Source organism: Roseivirga sp. UBA1976 (genome assembly GCF_002336325.1).
In the GTDB taxonomy this organism is placed as follows: domain Bacteria; phylum Bacteroidota; class Bacteroidia; order Cytophagales; family Cyclobacteriaceae; genus Roseivirga; species Roseivirga thermotolerans.
Genome location: NZ_DDDQ01000047.1, coordinates 7,450 through 11,457 on the forward strand (window position 1 = coordinate 7,450; position 4,008 = coordinate 11,457).

The 4,008-nt window shown below is 42.6% G+C and carries 5 protein-coding genes; all 5 read right to left on the reverse strand.

Features of this window, described 5'->3' with window-relative positions; translation table 11 throughout:
* Nucleotides 1-180: 180 nt before the first annotated feature.
* On the reverse strand, nucleotides 181-594 hold the full coding sequence (locus tag B3763_RS05155) for a DUF1573 domain-containing protein (RefSeq protein ID WP_286744401.1): 414 nt from the start codon (nucleotides 592-594) through the stop codon (nucleotides 181-183).
* Between the two features lie 51 nt (nucleotides 595-645).
* Nucleotides 646-1,299 (reverse strand): DUF2461 domain-containing protein, encoded by a 654-nt coding sequence (locus B3763_RS05160; protein WP_286744403.1) that lies wholly within the window; start codon nucleotides 1,297-1,299, stop codon nucleotides 646-648.
* Between the two features lie 41 nt (nucleotides 1,300-1,340).
* Complete coding sequence (locus B3763_RS05165; RefSeq protein ID WP_286744405.1) at nucleotides 1,341-2,033, reverse strand: DUF2461 domain-containing protein; 693 nt, start codon at nucleotides 2,031-2,033, stop codon at nucleotides 1,341-1,343.
* A 403-nt stretch (nucleotides 2,034-2,436) separates the two neighbouring features.
* Nucleotides 2,437-3,333 carry an aldo/keto reductase gene (locus B3763_RS05170; protein ID WP_286744407.1) on the reverse strand — a complete coding sequence of 299 codons (897 nt, stop codon included), beginning with the start codon at nucleotides 3,331-3,333 and terminating at the stop codon, nucleotides 2,437-2,439.
* A partial coding sequence (locus tag B3763_RS05175) for an AI-2E family transporter (RefSeq protein WP_286744410.1) occupies nucleotides 3,323-4,008 on the reverse strand: 686 nt, incomplete at its 5' end. The genes B3763_RS05170 and B3763_RS05175, both read right to left, overlap by 11 nt.

Sequence of the window (4,008 nt, forward strand, 5' to 3'; positions counted from 1 at the left end):
TGCGACCTCCTGCTCCCAAAGCAGGCGCGATAACCGGGCTACGCTACACCCCGTGTCCCTAATGGGAGTGCAAATATAGATGCTTTTTTTGTTTTGCAATATTTAGAATCATGAAAATTTGAACCTTTTGGCCATAAAAAAACCAGCCTCCGGCTGGTCTTTCTTACATCTTTCTCATTTTCAATCTTTTCCGTCAGACGTGCGGGCCGTTACGGTTCCTCGAATACTCAAAATAACCTGCTTATGATTCGCAGCATTGGTTACAAGAGTAACGGTTTTGTTTTGCGACCCCATTTTAGCCCTGGTGTCGAATTTCACATACACTTCTCCACTGGCTCCGGGGGCAATGGCCTCTTTGGTATACTTAGGCACTGTGCAGCCGCAAGAACCTCTGGCCGAGAGAATTTTTAAGGGTTCTGTTCCAATATTTTTAAACTTAAATGTGTGCGTGACGGAATCGCCCTCAACCACGCTTCCAAAGTTGTATATCTTTTCCTCAAACTCAATCATTGGACCGGTAGTAACAGCCGCTTCCTGAGCCTTCAAGCCAATAACTGCTACTAGCATTAATAGGGAAACTATAATCTTTTTCATACCTGTGAATTTACTGTTAAAAATAGGCTTTAATGTACGGATTCAAAACACTTACGGTTCGGCAATTGCCATGTTTATAAAATCAAGAAAAGGCACAATAGCCTTGTAGCTGTCAAAAACCAATTCCGAAAAATCCTCAGAATAAAAATCTCCCCTACTCAATGGTTTAAAAACTGCCAGACTCTTCATTTTCAGAAGCTCTATATGTGGATGATCGTTGGAATAGCCTTTTGGGCTGGATTTGAGTTTGTCTTCGTGGTACAGCCTAAAACCCTTCGGATACAGCTGCTCCTTAAGTGTGATGGCCAGTTTTTCGCCTTCATAGTCAATTTCCTGCCTCAAAAGCTTAAGCTTATATGAAGGCGGATGCCAAAGCCCTCCGGCTATAAGAAGTTCCTCTACTCCCAAGTGTACATAAAAGTCGGCCAACCCCTTACCGTAGCCAAAGCCCACTCCAAAATGGTCTTTGTAGGTAGGCCTGTCCGGATGAAACATCAGGTTGTTGTTGATTCTGTTCAGTGCCCTACGGGCATTGGGCTGTACAACTCTGGGATCGAACAAACGAATGCGCTCAAGTATGGGGTCAAATAGTTCGACAAGCACATTCTTAGCTTCTTCGTAGCGGTTCCTGTGCTTATCCATCCACTCCTTAGAATTATTGACCGAGAGCTCTTCCAGAAATTCAAAAATCAATTGCTTCGACATGTGCATCCAACAGTTAGCAGCAAACTTTGGTTTAGTCTACTTTAATCAATTAATGAAATGCCGTTCAAATCAGTCGTTAAATACTCTGTCATCACATCGAAGAAAGGACGAATAGCCAGAAAAACTGCCAGGGCCTTTTCGAGAAAATCGTCAGCATGAACTTCTTCGTCAGAGAAAGACCGGAAAGCATACATAGACTTGTGCCTGAGTAAGTCTATCGATGGATGGTCTTTGGCATAACCTTTAGGAGCCGTTTTCACCTTCTCCCCCATTAACTCACCAAAGGTTTCCTTAAATACCTCCCCCTCAATAACCTCCCTGAGTGGTGTATCGTCTTGAGCAATCTGAGCTCTAATTAACTTAAGATCTTCCGAATTGGGCTGATAAAAGCCTCCCCCCACTACCGTTTCGTTGGGTTTAAAACGGAAAAAGTAACCTCCCCTGAGCTGCGGCTTAATGCGAGAAAAACTCCCTGCAAACCTGGGGTCATAGGGTCTCTTGTCATTAGAGAATCGAACGTCTCTATAAATGCGCATCAGACTCTTCTTGCCAGATACAGTAGTAATCTGGTCGGTCTCTTTTAATCGGTTCAATAACTCATCCACAAAGCTTACAACATGTAGTTGCGCCTGCTGGTACTCGGCCTTATGCGCATTGAACCAATCACGATTATTGTTGGCGTCTAACTTTTGAAGAAAAGCAAAAACGGATGGAGGAATAGATGTAATACTCATGAACATTGAAGTTAAAACTAGTATGACAAGAACCAGACGAATTAGTGAAAAATTCCGAGACATTTTTTGCCAGAACTCAATCGCGGCCTATTCCATCTGCCATTTGTAAACGGTAGAATAGTGTTGGTGATTTTACTGAATCACTTGTCTAAATCAACGGTCTTAAGCTCGGTCGCCTTGCACCCATTTGCACTTCGAGAACACCTGTTTAAAAGTTACCATGCAGGCTTGGCCTACCTCCATACTATTGGACTTAAGCCCTACATAAACCAACATATGAATATTGAATAATTTGGATATGGAGCAACAGCCATTTTCCTAACAATCGGTGATGGAAAAATCTATGAAAACCACACGATGTCAATCACTCTTTATCATAGATAGCTAAAAACCTTCGGCTCGATTAACGGTGGTCTGTGTAACAGTTTGCAGGCAATACTTCGCTCAATTTTTGATAAACCTTTTCTTCCGGCATTGGTAGACTCATTGCCTCCAGCAATTGTGTTAACTGAAGCGAATTGCGTATACCAACTACCACACTGGTAACTGCTTTGTGATTTAAAACCCAGCCTAAAACCAATCGCAGCCTCAGGCTTTTCTCAATTGAGAATAACTCCAATTTATTTTTCAGTAAATCAACATCTTCTGAACTATTATTTAAATAATCACTTGATTTATTGTTAAGCAGAAAACCCTTTGCCAAAGCTCCCCTTACCAACACTCCTACTTCCTTTTCATGCAGCAAATTCAGCAGTTCTTCCTCAGGTCTTCGATCGAGTAAACTATACTGAAGCATGTTTGAAACCCAACCGGGTTGTCCTGCAATTTTACGCACCACGTTGGGACGAATGGATGAAATACCATAGTGGAGTATCTTACCCTTCTGCTTTAGCAAGTCAAAGGTTTCTACTATCTCATCCCAGTTGTCGTTAAGCGTTCCCCCATGAAGCTGATAGAGATCAATGTAGTCGGTCTTCAACCTTTTTAAACTCTTATCTACCGAACTTAGAATATGACTTTTCGAAGGACACCAATTAAAGCTCTTACCACCGGGATCAGCCACGTTACCAACCTTGGTGGCAATTCTTATCTCTTTTCTAAAGGTCTTAACAGCCGCAGCAAGACACTCCTCGCTCCAACCGTTTTGATATACATCGGCCGTATCGAAATAATTGATTCCTGCTTCGAAAGCTGACTGAATTAGCCGGTAGTTTTCGTGGTTATCGCGACCAAGCGACATGCAGCCAAAGCCAATTTCAGAGATCGAAAATCCAGCCCGGGGCAATGGCCTACACCTCATCGTCAGGTTGCTCTATGTTACTCAGATTCCCGTTCTCACTGAGGAGCACAGCCAGGCCTCTGGTGGATTTGAACTGAGCCGAAACAATGACGATTACGGAGATTACGGGTACGGACAAAATCATACCTAATATACCCCAGATGCTGCCCCAAAAGGAAAGAGCAATAAGCACCACCAACGGACTGAGGTTGAGCGTACGCCCCATGAGTTTCGGCTCCACATAATTGCCTACAAAAATCTGGACTGCCTCAATTATGAGAAAGACATAAAGGAAGGGCCAAAACGAAGCAAACTGAAAAATAGAGAAGATGGCCGGCAGCAAGGTAGCTACCAGAGACCCCAGGTAGGGTATAAAATTCAACACAAAAATAATAAAGGCCCAAAGCACCGGAAAGTCTACCCCAAGTGCCAATAGCAACAAATAGCTAATGGTACCTGTGAGTAAGCTTACCTCGGTTTTAACAGTAAAGTATTTGTTGATAGAATTACTGATTCGATCGAAAATGACAGCCACATTTTCTCGACTCCCCTCCTTTCGAAACATATTTTTCAGCTTCTGATCGAGATAATTTTCTTCAATAAGGAAGAAGACAACATACACTATAACCAAAGCAAAATTACCCAGAGCAACGCTCAATGAGTTAAATATTTTACTTAGGATGGACTGATAATCAA

Bases quoted from the DNA above. Each gene is read 5' to 3' on its own strand.
- B3763_RS05155 (WP_286744401.1), bottom strand. From the start codon at position 594: ATGAAAAAGATTATAGTTTCCCTATTAATGCTAGTAGCAGTTATTGGC.
- B3763_RS05160 (WP_286744403.1), bottom strand. From the start codon at position 1,299: ATGTCGAAGCAATTGATTTTTGAATTTCTGGAAGAGCTCTCGGTCAAT.
- B3763_RS05165 (WP_286744405.1), bottom strand. From the start codon at position 2,033: ATGAGTATTACATCTATTCCTCCATCCGTTTTTGCTTTTCTTCAAAAG.
- B3763_RS05170 (WP_286744407.1), bottom strand. From the start codon at position 3,333: ATGAGGTGTAGGCCATTGCCCCGGGCTGGATTTTCGATCTCTGAAATT.